The sequence below is a fragment of the Hydrogenovibrio halophilus DSM 15072 genome, assembly GCF_000384235.1.
Taxonomy (GTDB): Bacteria; Pseudomonadota; Gammaproteobacteria; order Thiomicrospirales; family Thiomicrospiraceae; genus Hydrogenovibrio; species Hydrogenovibrio halophilus.
This window is the reverse complement of sequence record NZ_KB913033.1, coordinates 2270969-2288329: the sequence shown is the minus strand read 5'-3', so window position 1 is coordinate 2288329 and position 17361 is coordinate 2270969. Positions and strand designations below refer to the sequence as shown.

At 57.2% G+C, this 17361-nt stretch carries 18 protein-coding genes; 17 read left to right on the top strand and 1 reads right to left on the bottom strand.

The features are described 5' to 3' along the window. The 16 genes from trhP to A377_RS0110970 all read left to right on the top strand — a co-directional run bounded on the left by trhP (position 1) and on the right by A377_RS0110970 (position 14870). Positions 1 to 1494: a prephenate-dependent tRNA uridine(34) hydroxylase TrhP gene (gene trhP / locus A377_RS0111045; RefSeq protein ID WP_019896431.1), complete on the top strand. Its 1494-nt coding sequence runs from the start codon at positions 1 to 3 to the stop codon at positions 1492 to 1494. A 3-nt stretch (positions 1495 to 1497) separates the two neighbouring features. Further along, positions 1498 to 1755 carry a YfhL family 4Fe-4S dicluster ferredoxin gene (locus tag A377_RS0111040; RefSeq protein ID WP_019896429.1) on the top strand — a complete coding sequence of 86 codons (258 nt, stop codon included), beginning with the start codon at positions 1498 to 1500 and terminating at the stop codon, positions 1753 to 1755. A 118-nt stretch (positions 1756 to 1873) separates the two neighbouring features. Next, positions 1874 to 2443 carry a DsrE family protein gene (locus A377_RS0111035; RefSeq protein WP_019896428.1) on the top strand — a complete coding sequence of 190 codons (570 nt, stop codon included), beginning with the start codon at positions 1874 to 1876 and terminating at the stop codon, positions 2441 to 2443. 149 nt (positions 2444 to 2592) lie between these two features. Beyond that, positions 2593 to 3267, top strand: coding sequence for a glutathione S-transferase family protein (locus tag A377_RS0111030; protein ID WP_019896427.1), 675 nt, complete (start codon positions 2593 to 2595; stop codon positions 3265 to 3267). Positions 3268 to 3320: 53 nt separating this feature from the next. Further along, positions 3321 to 4127: a hypothetical protein gene (locus A377_RS0111025; RefSeq protein ID WP_157760844.1), complete on the top strand. Its 807-nt coding sequence runs from the start codon at positions 3321 to 3323 to the stop codon at positions 4125 to 4127. Positions 4128 to 4173: 46 nt separating this feature from the next. Then, a complete protein-coding gene (locus tag A377_RS0111020) occupies positions 4174 to 5094 on the top strand; it encodes a prenyltransferase (protein ID WP_019896425.1) in 921 nt (306 codons plus the stop codon). A gap of 5 nt (positions 5095 to 5099) precedes the next feature. Continuing rightward, positions 5100 to 6005 (top strand): cysteine synthase CysM, encoded by a 906-nt coding sequence (cysM, locus tag A377_RS0111015; protein ID WP_019896424.1) that lies wholly within the window; start codon positions 5100 to 5102, stop codon positions 6003 to 6005. Between the two features lie 28 nt (positions 6006 to 6033). Next, the gene (locus A377_RS0111010; RefSeq protein WP_019896421.1) at positions 6034 to 6552 is read left to right on the top strand and encodes a CYTH domain-containing protein; all 519 of its coding nucleotides are present in this window, start codon (positions 6034 to 6036) and stop codon (positions 6550 to 6552) included. Then, positions 6530 to 7930, top strand: a complete 1401-nt coding sequence (locus tag A377_RS0111005) for a TolC family outer membrane protein (RefSeq protein ID WP_245546827.1) — start codon at positions 6530 to 6532, stop codon at positions 7928 to 7930. Before A377_RS0111010 ends, A377_RS0111005 begins: the two co-directional genes overlap by 23 nt. A gap of 3 nt (positions 7931 to 7933) precedes the next feature. After that, entirely contained in the window at positions 7934 to 9529 is a 1596-nt protein-coding gene (locus A377_RS0111000) for an ABC transporter substrate-binding protein (RefSeq protein WP_019896419.1), read from the top strand. 90 nt (positions 9530 to 9619) lie between these two features. After that, the gene (locus A377_RS12880) at positions 9620 to 10177 is read left to right on the top strand and encodes a TetR/AcrR family transcriptional regulator (RefSeq protein WP_019896418.1); all 558 of its coding nucleotides are present in this window, start codon (positions 9620 to 9622) and stop codon (positions 10175 to 10177) included. Positions 10178 to 10243: 66 nt separating this feature from the next. Beyond that, complete coding sequence (locus A377_RS12500; RefSeq protein WP_407635290.1) at positions 10244 to 10765, top strand: L,D-transpeptidase family protein; 522 nt, start codon at positions 10244 to 10246, stop codon at positions 10763 to 10765. After that, positions 10762 to 11685, top strand: a complete 924-nt coding sequence (nikB, locus tag A377_RS0110985; RefSeq protein ID WP_019896416.1) for a nickel ABC transporter permease — start codon at positions 10762 to 10764, stop codon at positions 11683 to 11685. The genes A377_RS12500 and nikB overlap by 4 nt, the downstream gene beginning before the upstream one ends. Continuing rightward, complete coding sequence (locus A377_RS0110980; protein WP_019896415.1) at positions 11685 to 12506, top strand: ABC transporter permease; 822 nt, start codon at positions 11685 to 11687, stop codon at positions 12504 to 12506. Before nikB ends, A377_RS0110980 begins: the two co-directional genes overlap by 1 nt. A gap of 26 nt (positions 12507 to 12532) precedes the next feature. Beyond that, entirely contained in the window at positions 12533 to 13594 is a 1062-nt protein-coding gene (gene nagZ, locus A377_RS0110975; RefSeq protein WP_028485489.1) for a beta-N-acetylhexosaminidase, read from the top strand. 43 nt (positions 13595 to 13637) lie between these two features. Further along, on the top strand, positions 13638 to 14870 hold the full coding sequence (locus A377_RS0110970; RefSeq protein WP_019896413.1) for a mechanosensitive ion channel family protein: 1233 nt from the start codon (positions 13638 to 13640) through the stop codon (positions 14868 to 14870). Here the strand turns inward: A377_RS0110970 and murB are convergent. Next, on the bottom strand, positions 14860 to 15894 hold the full coding sequence (gene murB / locus A377_RS0110965) for a UDP-N-acetylmuramate dehydrogenase (RefSeq protein ID WP_019896411.1): 1035 nt from the start codon (positions 15892 to 15894) through the stop codon (positions 14860 to 14862). The genes A377_RS0110970 and murB overlap by 11 nt on opposite strands. 82 nt (positions 15895 to 15976) lie before the next feature. Here murB and A377_RS0110960 point away from each other — a divergent pair, with 82 nt between their 5' ends. Then, complete coding sequence (locus A377_RS0110960; protein ID WP_019896409.1) at positions 15977 to 17332, top strand: sodium-dependent transporter; 1356 nt, start codon at positions 15977 to 15979, stop codon at positions 17330 to 17332. Positions 17333 to 17361: the final 29 nt, after the last annotated feature.

Below are 17361 nucleotides of genomic sequence, written 5' to 3'. Positions count from 1 at the left end.
TTGGAAGCAGAAAACACACCCCGTCCCAACCCTCGCCGCAAACCAGCCGGGTTCAAACCCGAGTTGCTGTCGCCTGCCGGGACCTACAAAAACATGGAATACGCGTTTGCCTACGGGGCCGATGCGGTCTATGCGGGTCAGCCACGTTACAGTCTGCGTGTGCGCAACAACGAATTCGACGAAGCCACGCTGGAAAAAGGCATTCAGCGCGCCCACGAGCTGGGCAAAAAGTTTTACGTGGTCAGCAACATCCAGGCGCACAATGCCAAGATCAAAACCTATATGCGCGACATCGCGCCGATCATTGCGATGCAGCCCGATGCGCTGATCATGTCCGATCCGGGTCTGATTGCGATGGTTCGTGCCGAATACCCGGAGCAGGAAATTCATCTGTCGGTGCAGTCGAATGCGGTCAACTGGGCCACGGTCAAGTTCTGGCAGGATCAGGGCATCACCCGGGTGGTGTTGTCGCGTGAACTGTCGATGAAAGAGATCAAAGAGATCGGTGAAGCCGTGCCGGGGATGGAACTGGAAGTGTTTGTGCATGGCGCGCTGTGCATTGCTTATTCCGGGCGTTGTCTGCTTTCGGGGTACATCAACAAACGCGATGCCAATCAGGGCACCTGCACCAATGCCTGTCGCTGGCACTACAACACCTACAAGGGCGAAGAAAACGATGCCGGCGATCTGGTGGGCGTGCCCGTCGAGTCGGTGGGGCAGATCCAGGATTTGACCGAACCGTCCAGCAGCGAGCCAGAGCCGACATTGGGCGAAGGACCGGTGGTCAGTGAGCCTGTGTTGTTGGAGGAAGCCGGACGACCGGGTGAACTGATGCCGGCCTTTGAAGACGAACATGGCACCTACATCATGAATTCCAAAGACTTGCGGGCGGTGGAACTGATCCCGGAAATGGTCGAAATGCAGGTGGACTCCCTCAAAATCGAAGGGCGAACCAAATCGCATTATTATGTGGCCCGTACCGCTCAGGCCTACCGCAAGGCGATTGATGATGCGGCGGCCGGAAAGCCGTTTGACACCAATCTGCTCACCGAACTGGAAGGGCTGGCCAGCCGCGGTTACACCGAAGGGTTTTTGCGCCGTCATGTGCATTCGCAATATCAGAATTACGATTACGGCGTGTCCAAGTCCGACCGCCAGCGTTTTGTGGGCGAAGTGCAGGCGGTGGTCGAGCACGACGGACGCAGCTGGTTGCAGATTGATGTCAAAAACAAGTTCTGCCTCAATGATTCGATTGAACTGATGTCGCCGACGGGCAACGTGACCTGGCATCTGGATGCGTTGTTGGACAAAAAATACCAGCCGGTAGAGTGCGCTCTGGGCTCGGGCTGGGTGGTGTTCATTCCCAACCCGTTCAAAGGCATTGACGAAGAGGTGCTGCGTTTTGGGCTGTTGATGCGCAATGAAGCCTGGGGCGGCGATGCCACTCGGGATTCCGCCGCGCTGAACGCCGCCAAATCAACGGCTTCGGGATAGGGCATGGCACTGAAAATACTGGAGGCCTGCACCAATTGCGACATGTGCGAGCCCGAATGCCCCAACGAAGCCATTTATTACGGCGAAAAAATCTACGAGATCGACCCGGATCTGTGTACCGAGTGCGTGGGCTTTTACGACACCCCCACCTGTGTCAGTGTGTGTCCGGTGGATTGCATCATCACCGACCCGGAACGTGAGGAGGACCATCAGACCCTGCTCAAAAAGTTTGAGGCTTTGGTGTTGAACGATAAGATCTGATTGGTTCAGCAGATGCTAATCCATTGGCACCACTTGTGGATCAGGCGCATAATTGAAACGAAGGTCAGAAGTAACCAGGCCTGGTAAAAAAACAATGTGCTGAGCACGGGAGGGGGCAATGCAACGCTTTCATGATGGCTTTAAATGGTTGGTACTGATGCTGGTGTGTTCGCTGCCTATGCTGCCGTGGGGGGCTTACGCCGAATCACTGCCCGACCCGCATCCGCAAGTGGCGCAGCTGATCGCCGGTGACAGAGCGCCTTTTGGCGTGGTGTTTGACATTGAAACGCTGGACGCGCAAGCGCTGCCCGGTCTGGCCGATTACGTCAGCCGTCAGATCGGGCATGTGCAGGCACAGTACCCGGACGCAGACATCGCCGTGATTTCTCATGGGGCCGAAGAGCAGGCGCTTTCAAAACAGGCCGCAAACGACGCGTCCGAGCTGCATGACACCTTTTCCAGACTGGTGGAGGATCAAGGAGTGTCGATGCACGTTTGCGGCGCGGTTGCTGGTCTGAAAGGGCTGGAGGCCTCCGATTTCCCGGAATTTGTGACCTTTTCGCCCTCGGGCATGGCTCAGCTGAACGACTACAAAGCGTTGGGGTACGACGTGATCACCATTCATTCTCTCAATGAGCAAGAGCGTAAGGCATTGTTTGATTCGCCGACACGCTATTTTGCGGAGTGAATGTCGTCTCGATTTGACGCCAGCGTCTGAGTTTGTATCATGTAGGCTTTGAAGAGCGCCCTTGCACCATCAGAATGGGAAACGTTTTGACCGTTTTTTACCCGCTCTGATGCATGCAAAGGGCACAGAAGCAATTGAGGAACCGGCCCATGTCCAACAAGGCGAAAAAAATGGAACTGATCAGCTTTAAACTCTGTCCGTTTGTGCAAAGAGCGGTGATTGTACTCAAAAAGAAGCAGGTGGATTTTGACATCACCTACATCGATTTGAGCAACCCGCCGGAATGGTTTGAGCAGGTTTCGCCGCTGGGCAAAGTGCCTGTGTTGAAAGTCGGCAAAGAGGTGCTGTTCGAGTCCTCGGTGATTCAGGAGTATGTGGACGAAGTCACGCCGCCATCCCTGCACCCGCAGGATGCCCTGATCAAGGCCAAAAACCGCGCCTGGATCAGTTTTGGTGGCGACTTGAATGTGGACCTGTTCAAACTGGCGCATGCGACCAGTGAAGACGATTTCAATGCAGTGCGCGACCAGATGATCGGGCGTTTGCACAAGCTGGAAGACGTCCATTCCGGAAAGTCCTTTTTCAATGGCAAGGATTTCTGTCTGATCGACGCGGCGTTTGCGCCGTTTTTCATGCGATTGGGCTATTTGGCGGAAGCCTGCGATTTGAACTTCCTGACCGATCTGCCCAAAATGCGGAAGTGGTCGGAAAAACTGCTGGCCGAAGAGTGTGTGCAAACCTCGGTGGTGCCCGAATTGCCGCAAATGTATCTGGGCATGCTGCGCAATGTGGACGGCGGTTATCTGGCCGGGCGCTGTCAATAAACCCGAATACGACAGGCCGGGTTGGTAAGGTGTTGCGTGGCCTGATATTGGCCATGTTGCTGGTCATGCTGTTGGCCGTGGGGAGCACCGACCTTCGAGCGGATTCGATCCGGCTGACGGGTCTGGACACCGAGCGGCTCGCTGACATCATTGAGCAGAATGAGACTGGCGGTCAGGCACGTTTTCTGACCTACTGGAGTCCCAACGAGCCTTTTCCCTCCTTTGGCATTGGCCATTTTATCTGGGTGCCGCCCGGGGTGGCCGTGCCGTTTGAACCGACTTTTCCGGCGATGGTGCGTTTTGTCGATGCCCGGGTGCCGGCGCCGGACTGGTTGCGCCAACCCGATTTGCCCTTTCCCTGGCGCGACCGTTCCCATTTTTACCAGGCCTGGTCTTCTGAGGAGCTGGAAAGCCTGCGTGATTGGTTGATGGCGACCAAACCGCATCAGGCCGCGTTCATTGTGCAACGCTTTCAATCCCGTCTGAAAACGCAGTTGTCCGAATTGCCCGACCCTGTTGCCAGGGCCTTGCGCCAGCGGCTTGCGCCTTTTTTTCAGTTTGAAGCCGGGGTGCTGGCCCTGTTGGACTATGCCAATTTCAAAGGCATCGGCGCCAATCCGAGAGAGCGCTATCAGGGACAGGGCTGGGGTCTGTTGGATGTGTTGCAGGCCATGCCGAACACGTTGTTTGACTCACAACTCAGCTCCGCGGAATGGCTGGACGGGTTTGTCCGGGCCGCCAGATCGGTGCTGAAACAGCGCACTCAGTTGGCGCCGCCGGAAAAAAATGAGCAACGCTGGCTGGAAGGGTGGTTTCAACGACTGGATGGCTATCGGGCCCTTGAGAAGGATGTGCCATAACAGATGCGTTATAATGGTCAAAACAAGACAAGGAGCATTTTCCCGGATGGCGTCCAAGGCGACCTGTTCACAGCTTAAAGCCGTCTGGCAGGCCGCACGGCCACCGTTTCTGTTACTGACGCTGGCGGTGATGGCGTTGACGTTTGCCGTGGTGGATCAGGCCATGATGAGCGCGAACAGCAGTTACTGGGTTTTGGTGTTGTGGCTGGCGCTGGCGGCCCATGTCAGTGTGAATCTGCTCAATGAATACGACGACGCCTTGTCCGGTCTGGATGAGATGACGGCGAGAACGCCTTTCAGTGGCGGCAGCGGCGCTCTGCAGGCATGTCCTGAGGCCGCCGGTCTGGTCGCACGTGTGGCCTGGTTTCTGGTCGGCATGATTGCCGTCGCCGGGCTGTTTCTGGTCGTGTCTCAACAGGGTGCGCTCTTCTGGTTCGGGCTGGTCGGTCTGGGGCTGGTGGTGTTTTACACCCGTTACCTGACCCATCGGCCTTTTGTGATGCTCATCGCTCCCGGGCTGGCATTTGGTCCGGTCATGATGCTGGGCACCGAGCTGCTTCTGACCGGGAGGGTGTCATGGACCATGGTGATGCTCTCGTTGATGGTGTTTTTTCTGGTGAACAATTTGCTGCTGCTCAATCAGTTCCCGGATGCGGCGGCCGATGCCCGAGTGGGGCGGGTCAGTCTGCCAATGTGGTTGGGTACGGCGGCCAGTGGCACCGTCTTTGTGCAGTTTCTGGGGCTGAGCTATGCGTCTCTTGCGGTGGCGATTTTGCTGGGTGAGTTGCCATTACTGGCGGCTCTGGGGTTTGTCACACTGTTGCTGGCCTTGCCACTGAGCTGGCGGGTGTTGCGTGATCACTGTAATCTGTCGCGACTGCGCCCGATTCTGGGCTGGAATGTGGCGGTGGTGCTTCTGACCCCGGCACTGGTCGCCACCGGCATCTGGATGGGAGGAATGCAATGACATTGATGGACACGGTCGGGCACACGCCTTTGGTGCGATTGCAACGGATGGTCGACTTCGATAACGGGTCGGTGGTCCTGGCCAAACTGGAAGGCAACAATCCGGCCGGGTCGGTCAAGGACCGGCCCGCCTTGAATATGATTCTGCAAGCCCAGAAACGCGGCGAGATCCAGCCAGGCGACACCCTGATCGAAGCCACCAGTGGCAATACCGGCATTGCGTTGGCGATGGTCGCGGCCATGCTGGGGTATCGGATGCGCCTGATCATGCCGGCCAATATGTCTCAGGAACGTCGGGCGGCCATGACCGCTTATGGCGCCGAATTGATTCTGGTGTCGCAGGACGAAGGCATGGAAGGAGCCAGAGACCTGGCCGCACGACTGGCGCGAGAGGGACAGGGACGGGTGCTGGACCAGTTCGCCAACCCGGACAATCCGATGGCGCATTACCACTCCACCGGCCCCGAAATCTGGCAGCAGAGCGACCGGAAAATCACCCATTTCGTCAGTGCCATGGGCACCACCGGCACCATTATGGGCACCTCCATGTATCTGAAGGAACAAAACCCCGACATTGAAATCGTCGGACTTCAGCCCGAAGAAGGGGCGGCCATTCCCGGTATCCGGCGCTGGTCGCAGGCCTATCTGCCCGATATTTACGATGATCGCCGGGTGGATCGAATCATTGACATGCCGCAGGAGCGTGCGGAAACCACCATGCGAAAACTGGCGGCGACCGAAGGCATTTTTGCCGGGGTTTCCTCGGGCGGGGCTTTGGCCGGTGCCTTGCAGATTGCCCGTGAGGTGCCCAATTCGGTGGTGGTGACCATTGTTTGCGATCGGGGTGATCGATATCTGTCAACCGGCGTCTACCTGGACGGGAATGTCCTTCACGCCAGTGAACTGCGTTAAACGATCAAAGCAAAAGGCACAGAGAAATATGGCAAGAGAGATTGAACGCAAATTTTTGGTGGATGCGGCCAAGTGGCAGGAAGCGGCGGTGAAAGACGCGCATCAGGTGAAACATTTCGCTCAGGGCTACCTGAATGACATGACCCAGCCTGGGGCCAAAAGTTCGGTGCGCATCCGGGTGGAAGACGATCAGGCCAACATCAATATCAAAAGCCTGGAAATCGGATTGAGCCGGGATGAATACGAATACCCGATCGATCTGAATGATGCAAAAACCATGTTATCCACTCTGACAGTGGGACCGGTGATTGAAAAAAATCGTCATTATGTTACATTCAAGTCACATGTGTGGGAGGTGGACGTCTTTCTCGGTGACAATGACGGTTTGATTGTGGCCGAAGTGGAGATGGCCACGGAAGACGATCAGGTAGCGCTGCCGGACTGGGTCACAAAAGAAGTGACCGAACTGCCCAGATTCTATAATATCAGTCTCAGCCAGAAACCCTATTGCCAATGGAGTGACGATGAAAAACTGCTCGAATTCTGATACAACGCGGCGCGTTGGGCGCACAGACTGGAAAAAGCTGGTCGTGGCTTTGGGGCTGACCGGATGGATGGGGCAGGCGCTGGCCTCGGCCGGGCTGATGGACGTGTACCAGATGGCGGTCACGCACGATGCGCAGTTGGCCCAGGCCCGTGCCCAATACGAAGCCGATAAACAGGTGCTCGAGATCAATCGTGCACCGCTTTTGCCGCAGATTTCCGTCGATGCGGACATGACCCGGCAGGAATCGGATCAGGATGGGCGTGACAATACCCGGCGTCAGGCCGGGGTCAGCTTGACCCAGACTCTGTATCGCAAGGACCAGTTTGCGCGTTACGATCAGGCCGAATTCCAGCGGCAGCAGGCCGAATACGCGTTGCGGGAAGCCGAGCAGAGTGTGATCGAACGGGTGACCGATGCCTATTTCAAAGTGTTGCTGGCGCTGGAAGACGTGCGTCTGGCCAAGGCCCGGGAAAATTCTGACAGAACCCAGTGGGAACGCGCTCAGGCCTCCGCGGATGTGGGGCTGGCCAGCAAAACCGATGTGCTGCAGTCCAAGTCCAGCTTTGATCTGTCCAAATCGCAGCGTATTTCTGCGGAAAACGATCTGGATGTGGCCAGAGAAGAGTTGATGAAATTGACCGGTCAGCCAGTGACGGATTTGAAGGAAATCCGTCTGGACACGCAGTTGAGCATGCAGCCTGTGAATGTGCTGACCTGGGAAGAAAAAGCCGAATCCCGCAATTTGGCGGTATTGCAGTCACAGGAAGCGGCCGCCGTGGCATCCAAAACGATCGAAGTGGAGAAGTCCGGCCACTGGGTCAGTGTCGACGTGCGGGCGCAGTATCAGCACCAGAGTTATTCCGGCTACGACGATGCCTATGCGATGAATTACAATGACGCCAACGGGCTGAATCTGGGCGTTTACGCCAGCCTGCCCCTGTATTCCGGCGGCGGCACTTCGGCCAAAGTGGCTCAGGCACGGGCCAGTTATCAGGCGGCCAATCAGTCCCTGCGCAACGCGCGGGAATCGGCCCGCCTGAATGCGCGCATTCAGGCTCGCAACCTTGAGAGAGGGCTGGAGCTGGTTCGCGCCAACCGTGCGGCCGTGGTCTCTAACGACGCGTTTCTGGAAGCCGCGGAAGAAGGCTACAATGTGGGCCTTCGCAATCTGCTTGAAGTGCTGACCGCCCGGACCAACATGTTCCAGGCACGGCGCAACCTGGCCGAATCCCTGCACAATGTGGTTCTCAGTCGTCTGAGACTCGAATCGGCGGCCGGTACTCTGACCCCGGAGACATTGCAGCGTTTTGAACGTCTGCTTTCGGAACCGCGCGAAGAAACCGTGCCGGATGTGATGCCGGACGCGGACGCAACCTGATTGATGGGTTCCGGTTGGGGTCACGCCTCCGATGCTGAACCCGGCGACGCGGGACGCAGGGCTTTTCTGACACGCTCAGCCGCGCTGGTGGCGAGCGGCGTCGGTCTGTCTGCCTGCGGTTCGTCTCAGCCGGAAATACCGGAGACCCAGGTCATTCAAATGGGCGTGACCAGCCGCCCGCGTATGCTGGACCCACGCTTTGCCACCGATGCGCTTTCCAGCCGGATCAACCGTTTGCTGTATCGCCAGTTGATTGATTTCAATGACGCTTTTGAACCGATACCGGATCTGGCCGACTGGGAGCGGTTGTCGCCCACGCATTACCGTTTTACCTTGCAGACCTTTCCCCGCTTTCATGCATATGAATCAACCGATGCCACGCGCCTGAATGCCTACGATGTGGCAGCAACCTATCGTTCGGTGCTGGATCCAGCGACCGGTTCGCCACATCGTGGGGCCCTCAAACATCTACAGGAAGTGACGGCGCTTTCGGAGTCCACGGTGGATTTTTTCCTTTCTGAATCGGACCCTTTGTTTGTCGGGCGACTGGTGTTGGGCATACTGCCGGCTGCGCTGCTCAAACGTGGGCACCGTTTTCAGGATCGTCCCATTGGAGCCGGCCCCTGTGAGTTTGTTTCAGCCAGCGAGCAGAAGTTGGTCTTGCGCCGTGCCGATGGGGTGGCGTTGGTGTTTCGGCCGGTCAAGGACGCCACCGTCAGGGTGTTGAAGCTTCGCAAGGGCGAACTGGATTTGGTTCAGAATGATCTGTCACCGGAGCTGGCCACCTACTGCCAGAACCACCCTGATCTGAGGGTCGACTGGGCGGCGGGCACCGGCTTCGGTTACATTGGCTTCAATTTTTCCGATGAACGATTGGCCGCACCGGAATTGCGCGAAGCCATTGCCATGGGCATCGACCGTCAGGCGATTGTGGACGCGGTGTTTCAGGGACGGGCCAAACTGGCGGGCGGGTTGCTGGTGCCTCAGCACTGGGCTGGGGTCAAGGACCTTGAGCAAGTGACCTACCAGCCGGATCGCGCCCGACGTCACTTGGCCACCTTGCGTCGGCGCCACCCGGAATGGTTTGATGCCGACGGTCAACTGCCATTGAGTTTCAAGACTTCGTCCGATGCCACCCGCATCCGTCTGGCCACGGTATACCAGTCTCAACTGAAAGCCATCGGCATTGATCTGTCGGTGCAGAGTTATGACTGGGGCACCTTTTACAATGACATCAAGCAGGGGCGCTTTCAGCTCTACAGTCTGGCTTGGGTGGGCGTGAAAAGTCCGGATATTTTCGAGTATGTGTTTCACAGCCAGGCCCTGCCGCCCAAAGGCGCAAACCGTGGGCGTTATGTCGATCCCCTTGCCGATGAATTGATTGATCAAGCGGTGGCCGCGACGGATCTGAGAACACAGGCCCAATTGTATCGACGCCTGCAACGCCACCTGCAATCGACCCTGGCGGTGATGCCGCTCTGGTATGAGGATCAATATGTGGTTCACCGACCGGAAATAAAGGGCTACCGCCTGTATGCAGACGGACGGCTGGATGGGTTGTTGAAGGTGACCAAAACCGCCAGAGTCACCGACGCTTGACGTTGTCATTCTGGCGCAGAGTTGGCAGGGAGCTGAGGCTCGGCTACAATCACCCTTTTTGAGATCTGGCGGGAAATGTAAGGTGACATTGTGAAAGACACCACACGTAAAATTTTATCGGCGGCGACCCAGGTCTGGAATGAGAATCCCGCTGCGCCTCTGAAAGACATTGCCGAAACCGCCGGAGTCAGCCGCATGACCCTGCACCGCCATTTTGACGGGCGCGAGGCATTGCTGGAAGCCATTCTGCAGGCATTCATGCAACGAATCATGTCGGTCTATGACGACATCGAAGCCATGCAGTTGCCTGTGATGACCCGCATGGAGCAATTGCTGCGTCGGACTTTGAATGTGGTGGAAGCCCACACGTTTTTGCTGGATGTGTTTGAGCAAAGTGGCCACCCGCAGGCCTGTCGCGACCAGATAGAGCATTGGGAGCAGCGCTTTTCCGTGCTGTTTGAGGAGCTGGCCACCGATGGCTGGGTCAAGCCGGGCATGACGGCCGAGTGGGCACACGCGCTGGTCGAAGGTGTGATCAAAGCCAGCCACCGGATGAAACACAAGCCCGGAGCATTGGGCATGCCTTTGTCGGACGCGGTCTGGCAGGCTTATCGTTCGGCGGTGTTTGTCGAATCCCCACTGTCATGAATCCATGTGGGTGACATCATGACCGAAGCCGTCTCTGCCCATGTTCCTGATCAAGGCTGGATCTGTGTGTCCATTTCACAACAGCGCCTTTGGCATTTGCCGGTGACATCCGATTCGGATTCAGACCTGGCACCGGAGGCGTTGACGCTGGCGCAGTTACATCACCAGGCCTGGTGGTTTTGTGATGTCAGCACAGGCGAAAAGGGCGTGGGTCAGCGTAAGAACTCGGGGCAGACGCCGCTGGGCTGGCATCAGATCCGGGCAAAAATCGGTGCCGGTGCTCCGGTCAATACCGTGTTTAAGGGGCGTCGACCGACGGGCGAAATCCATTCGCCACAGCTGGCGTCCCGGTACCCGGATCGGGACTGGATTCTGACCCGGATTCTCTGGTTGTCTGGATTGGAGCCGGGCGTCAATCGTCTGGGGGACTGTGACAGCATGCAGCGGTTCATTTATTTTCACGGCACGCCCGATTCGGAGCCGATGGGCGTGGCCCGATCCCATGGTTGCATTCGCCTGCACAATGCCGACATCCTGGCGTTGTTTGATCGGGTCGGTGCAGGCACCAAGGTATTGATTCGTCCATGAGCGGTTATCTTTTGCGTTTGAGTCTCAGTGTGGTGTTGACGGCCTGGGTGGTGTCGACGTTGGTGTTCTTTCTGTTGCACCTGGTGCCCGGCGATCCAGTGGCGGTCATGCTGGGTGACTGGGCCAGTGCGACGGACGAAGAAGCCTTGCGCCGCCAGCTGGGACTGGATCAACCCATCTGGCATCAATATCTCACTTTTCTGGGTGGCCTGCTTCAGGCCGATCTGGGCCAATCCCTGTTTTATCAGATGCCGGTCTCGGAACTGATCGCTGAACGCTTTCCCTACACGGTGCAACTGGCATTGATGGCGATGCTGATTGCGGTGCTGATTGCGTTTCCGCTTGGCATCTGGGCCGCACTGCGCGCCGGTCGCTGGCCGGATTATGTGTCGATGACCGTTTCCATGCTGGGCGTTTCCATCCCCAATTTCTGGCTGGGGCCGATGCTGATTCTGGTGTTTGCGCTGTGGTTGGCGTGGTTCCCTGTCAGTGGGGCCGAACAGGGGCTTTCCTGGGTGTTGCCTGCGGTGACTCTGGGGACGGCTCTGGCCGCGATTCTGGCCCGAATGCTGCGGGCCTCGATGCTGGAAGTGCTGCACGAAGATTTCATCCGCACCGCCCGCGCCAAGGGGTTGAACGGGTTTCAGGTGTATGGGCGCCATGCGCTGGCCAATGCACTGCTGCCAGTGGTGACTCTGCTGGGCCTGCAGTTGGGCACTCTGCTGGGCGGCGCGGTGATCACCGAGGTGGTGTTTGACTGGCCCGGATTGGGGCAGTTGCTGGTGGAGTCGATTCAGCGACGCGACTACCCGGTGGTTCAGGCCTGTATTCTGATTATCAGCGTGGCTTACATCAGCATCAATGGTTTGACCGAAGTGGTTTACGGCTGGCTGGACCCACGGATACGGGTGGGTCGCTGATGCGCTGGCGTTGGGTTTATCTGTCTTATGCGATCATCCTGGCCTGGCTTCTGATGGCCGTCGGTGCGCCGTTTCTGGGTGAGGCCGCGATCCAGGTGCGGCTGGACCGGTTTTTTTACGGCGCGGACTGGCAAAGCTGGCTGGGCTACGACCAACTGGGCCGGCCGCTTTGGGATCGGGTGATTCAGGGGGCGCAAACCTCCTTCTGGGTGGCCATCTGGGTGGTGGGGTTTTCGGCACTGATCGGCACCAGTCTCGGCGTCTGGAGCGCCTATCTCGGTGGTTGGGTGGATCGGGTGTTTCTCAAAATTGTGGACGTGTTTCTGGCGTTTCCCGGACTGCTGCTGGCGATTGCGTTGGCCGCGGTACTGGGGCCGGGCATTGAAAACGTGGTATTGGCTCTGGTGGTGGTCGGCTGGGTCGGGTTTGCCCGTCTGGCTCGGGCCCAGACGCTGAGTCTGCGTCGGCGTGATCATGTGATGGCGGCCAGAGCCATGGGGGTGTCGGATCGTCGCATTGTGTTTCGGCATCTGATCCCATTGATGCTGGCGCCTTTGGGCGTGGAAGCCACCTTTGGCATTGCCGGCGCGGTGTTGTCGGAGGCGGGTCTGTCGTTTCTGGGGCTGGGGGTGCAGGCCCCGGATGCGTCCTGGGGCAGTATGATCCGCGAAGGCACGCGTTACCTGCTGGTGGCACCGCATCTGGTTCTGGCGCCGGGACTGATTTTGATGAGTGTGGTGCTGGCGGTCAATCTTTTGGGCGATCACTGGCGGGATCGACTGGATGTGCGTCATTCAGAAACAAAGGACAAAGCGTTTTAATGTTTAAAAACAATCCAGGAAAAAAAATGCCGTTGGGGCATGTGATGATGGATCTGGCCGGCACCGAATTGCTGCCCGGGGAAAAAGCCATGCTGATGCATCCGGTCATCGCCGGGGTGGTGCTGTTTGCCCGCAATTTCGAGTCACCGGAGCAGCTGCGCCATTTGACTCATGAGATTCGTCAGTTGCGCCAACCGCGGTTGTTGATTGCGGTGGATCAGGAAGGCGGCCGGGTCCAGCGGTTTCGGGACGGTTTTACCCGGCTGCCGGCGATGGGCGAAGTGGGCCACTGTTACCGTGCATCGCCCCAAGAGGGGCTGGCGCTGGCCCAAGACATTGGCTGGCTGATGGCGAGCGAATGTCTGGCCGCAGGCGTGGATTTCAGTTTTGCTCCGGTGGCGGATTTGGATTACGGTGACAGTCATGTGATTGGCGACCGGGCGTTTGAACGCGACCCGATGCGGGTTTCTGAATTGACCAGGGCCGTGATGGCAGGGATGCACCGGGCCGGAATGGCCGCGGTGGCCAAACATTTTCCCGGACACGGTTTCATTCAGGCCGACACCCATCACGAAGTGGCCACGGACGAGCGGCCTTTTGATCAGATTCGTCTGGCCGATCTGCAACCGTTTCTGGGTTTGATCGAAGCCGGTGTGAAAGCGGTGATGCCGGCGCATGTGCGTTACCCCAAGGTCGATGCCTTGCCGGCCGGTTTTTCTGAGGTCTGGTTGCAGAAGATTTTGCGCGCTCAGTGCCATTTTCAGGGCGCGATTGTCAGTGACGATCTGACGATGCATGCGGCGGCGACGTATGGGTCACCTCTGGCGCGGGTGGAACTGGCCCGAAACGCCGGTTGCGATCTGACTCTGTTGTGCAATGATCCGGAGGCGGTGCAGTCGGTGTGTGAGCAGAGCCCGAAAGTGGAAGAAGACCCGGTTTCACAGGCCCGTCTGATCGGTTTGCACGGGCATGGCGATTACGATTTTGACCAGGCCTGGTCAAAATTGCATCAGGACCCCAGATGGCAGGCGGCCCGTCAGCGTCTGGATGCCTTTTCCGACCGGCAAAACCAGCAATCGTTACTATAGCAGGCTGTCGGACTTAACCCAGCATACAACAGAGGTAAGAGAGATGAGTCAAGCAGAATCCGACAAGTCAGTGGAAACCGAATTCGTCATGGGTGGGCTGGAATCGTTGATTTCGCTGTTCCCGGAATTCTGGCAGGGGCTGATTCTGGTCTTTGCCGGTCAGGAATGGTTGCTGCTGGTGACGTTGTTGCTGGGGCTGACTTTTGTCATCGATGTGTTCTTCCGTTTGGTTGTCAGCCGTTTTGACCGGCGTTTTAAACGCAAAAATCAGCATTTCCCCAAGAGCCTGACCGAAGCCATACAAAGCCCGCTTTCGGTGTATATCTGGCTGGGCGGGGTGAGTATTACCCTGGTTACGCTGATCGGGCATTTTGATCTGTTCACCCGTTGGGTCGAACCGATTGAAGGCGCACGCTTTTCCCTGAACATGTTGATTCTGGCCTGGTTTGCCTTCCGCTGGTTGCGGCGGATGGAGTCGCACCTGAAAGCCATGGCCGAAGTGGACAGCCGTTGGGATTCGATCACGGTTGAGGCAGTGGCCAAAGTTTTGAAGATCACGGTGTTTGTGTTTACCGGGATGGTGGTTCTCAGTGCCTTTGACGTGGATCTGACTGGTTTGATTGCGTTTGGTGGTTTCGGCGGGATTGCGGTCGGTTTTGCTGCCAAGGACATTCTGGGCAATGTGTTGGGCGGTATGATGCTGTACATGGACAAACCGTTTGCGCCGGGCGACTGGGTGCGCTCCCCGGATCGGAACATCGAAGGCGTGGTGCAAAAGATCGGCTGGCGCATTACCGAAATCCAGACCTTTGATAAACGGCCTTTGTACATTCCCAACGGCACCTTTTCCAGCATCGGGCTTGAGAACCCGTCGCGGATGACCCATCGACGCATTTATGAGACGGTAGGGGTGCGTTATTGCGATGTCGGCAAAATGGCCGGGATCACCGGCCAGATTCGGCAGATGCTGGAGCAGCACCCAGAGATTGATGAATCCCAGACTCTGATTGTGAATTTCAATCTGTTCAATCAGTCGACACTCGACATCATGATCTACACCTTCACCCACACGCGTGAGTGGGTGAAGTTTCATGCCGTCAAGGAAGATGTGCTGCTGAAAGTGTCGGAAATCGTGGCCGAAGCCGGGGCGGAAATGGCGTTTCCAACCAGAACGTTGTATCTGGAAGACACGGTGCAGGTCAGTGGTATGAACCTGCCATCGGAACCGGCGTCCAAACCGGCAGACGCTCAAACTGGCGGGAAATCTAGCGGATAATAATGACTTCGCGTTCCAGGTGAATACCGAATTTGTGGTCCACGTCTTCCTGAATGGCGTGTGCCAGCGCCAGGACGTCCGGGCCTTTGGCATTCCCCAGGTTGACCAGTACCAGAGAGTGTTTTTCTGACACACCGGCCCGGTTCAGGCGTCGGCCTTTCTGCCATCCGGCCTTTTCGATCAGCCAGGCAGCGGGGATTTTGTATTCGTTGTTCACGGTTTTGTGGTGCGGCACTTCGCCGTGAAGCCGTGTCAATTCCTGATAATAGTCTTCGCTGATCAGCGGGTTCTTAAAGAAGCTGCCCGCATTGCCCTGAATCCGCGGGTCGGGAATTTTCTGTTCCCGCAATTTGATGATGGACTGAAAAATGTCTTCCGAAGTAAAGACATGATCCTTGGGGTAGCGCGCCTTGAGCCAGTCTTTCAGGGGGTCATACACCAGATTGGGTTGCCCGGCGTGGGCTTTGCGCAGGCGAAAGGTGACCCGATGTACCAGTAAACGGTTTTTATAGGATTGTTTGAACACACTGGTGCGGTAGCCGAATTCGCATTCGGCGTTGCGAAACTCGACCCGTTCGCCCGTATACAGATTGAGTGTCTGCACCCGGGTAATGGTGTCGCGGGCTTCGGCGCCGTATGCGCCGACATTCTGCACCGGGGCGGCTCCGACGGTACCAGGGATGTGCGCCAGATTTTCCAGCCCCCAGTAGCCCTTTTCCACCGTATGGCGCACAAATTCATGCCAGTTCAGGCCAGCCCCGGCTGAGAGCCAGACATGGTCCTTGTCTTCTTTCATTACCCGGATCTTGTCGTATTGGCAGGTCACAATCACCTTTTCCAGATCGCGGGTCAGCAACAGATTGCTGCCGCCACCGAAAATCACCCAGGGCAGGGAAGCCAGTTTGACATCGGAACGCAGAGCCGGGATGTCGGACTGTTTGCCAATCTCGACAAAATAGCGCCCCTGGACATCGATATCAAAGGTGTTGCGTTCTTTTAGGGAGTAATTCGCGTAAATATGCATATCTGATATAATTTTGCACAATTGAAGCGCAAACGTGTGGCCTTGGTGCCATGAATGTCCCGTAATTATAAAGGATTGGCCTATGGCACAGTCAAAGAATTTGCACGCCACCTGGAGTTCCCAGACCATTTTTGTGCTGGCCGCCGTCGGCTCGGCCGTCGGGCTGGGAAACCTGTGGAAGTTTCCCTATATTACCGGGGAAAATGGCGGGGCCGCCTTTGTGCTGGTGTATCTGCTTTGCATTCTGGCCGTGGGGCTGCCGATTCTGATTGCCGAAATCACACTGGGCCGGGCCGGGCAGGCCAGTCCGCCGCAGGCGATGGCCAATATTGTGCGCAAAGTTGGCGGCAGTCGGCTGTGGGTGTTTCTGGGCATCAATGGCGTATTGGGCGGGTTGCTGATCCTGTCTTTTTATTCGGTCATTGCCGGTTGGGGGCTGGCGTATTTTCTGCAAAGCCTGCAGGGCAATTTTGTGGGAATGGATGCCCAGGGCGCGCAGAACTATTTTGATCAGTTTGTCGCCAGTCCGGGCGGCTTGGTTTTCTGGCACAGTCTGATCATGGTGGCCACGGTCCTGATTGTGATCAAGGGGGTGCGCAGCGGAATTGAGCGGGCCATTAACATTATGATGCCGGGCCTGCTGGTGATTCTGTTGATTCTGTTCGGCTATGCCATGACCATGCCGGCGTTCTCTCAGAGCTTTGATTTTCTGTTCCAGCCCGATTTTTCCAAGCTGACCGCCAACTCGATTCTGGTGGCACTGGGCCACGCCTTTTTCACTCTGAGTCTCGGGTTCGGCACCATGATGGTGTATGGGTCTTATCTGCCCAAATCCTTTTCCATTATCCGTGCCACACTCTGGATCGTGGTGGCCGATACCGTGATTGCCTTGCTGGCAGGCCTGGTGATTTTTTCCATTGTGTTTGACAATGGTCTGACGCCCGGAGCCGGACCGGGGCTGTTGTTCCAGACCTTGCCGGTGGCATTCAGTCAGATGCAATTCGGTTGGCTGCTGGGCACTTTGTTTTTTGCCATGGTGGTGCTGGCGGCCTTGAGCTCCGCCATTTCCATGATTGAACCTGGCTTGAGCTGGCTGGAACAGAATTGGGGCATTGCTCGGGCCAAAGGGGCCTGGTGGCTGGGCGGCGGTGTCTGGTTTCTGGGGCTGGGCAGTGCGTTGGCCTTCAACCTGTGGCAGGACGTGACCCTGATTGGCGAACGCGATATTTTTGAATCCATGGACTTCCTGACGTCTAATCTGATGCTGCCGCTGGGCGGTTTGTTCACAGCCTTGTTTGTGGGGTGGGTCTGGAGCCGCCAACAGCGGGATCAGCAAACCGGAATGCCACCAAGCTGGTCCGGCGTCTACACGCTGGTGATCCGTTGGATCGCACCGATTCTGGTGGCCATTGTGTTTGTGAACAACTTGATTGCTTAGAAGATAGAGGATGCCGGGTTTGGCTTGAA